Genomic DNA, 497 nt, shown 5'->3' with positions numbered 1-497 from the left:
GTCCAGACCGAGCCCTGCCCATCCACGGCGGCAGCGCCCGTTGCACCCGCCACAACGCCAAGCCGCGCCGTCGTACTATCAATGGAGCCACCCGCCATAACGTTGAGCTTACCATTGCCGGCGGCACCGCCCGGATCGGCGACATCGCCGCCGACCTGCAGGTCGCCGGTCCTCCAATTCGAGCCGTCGCCGGTGACAGTCGCCTCACTTGCCGAATGGCGGCCGATAATGGCCTCGCCACTGGTTACGGTCCCTGCGGCCTCTACGAGAAGCGTTGCAGCTCCCGAATTGCCAACGACGAGCGATCCGCCGCTTTGCAGCGCGGAGCCCAGACGGCTTACCGTCACGGAACTTCCGTCCGCAGAAGCCAGATTGGCAATCACCGTCGTTGTCTGACTGATGACCGTGCCGCCACCGGTTACGGTGAGCTTACCAACGCCTGCTTCGCCAACGACCATATCCCCGGACATGGTCCAGTGGCTGTCTTCACCGGAAAC

1 pseudogene is annotated in these 497 nt (G+C 64.4%); it reads right to left on the bottom strand.

From position 1 onward, the window contains the following. Positions 1–497: pseudogene (locus AB4Z23_RS28310) on the bottom strand (autotransporter domain-containing protein); the annotation flags it as partial.

It is taken from the genome of Agrobacterium sp. MCAB5 (assembly GCF_052114365.1).
GTDB classification, from domain to species: Bacteria; Pseudomonadota; Alphaproteobacteria; order Rhizobiales; family Rhizobiaceae; genus Agrobacterium; species Agrobacterium tumefaciens.
The sequence above is the reverse complement of the archived record's forward strand: the minus strand, read 5'-3'. Positions and strand labels throughout refer to the sequence as shown.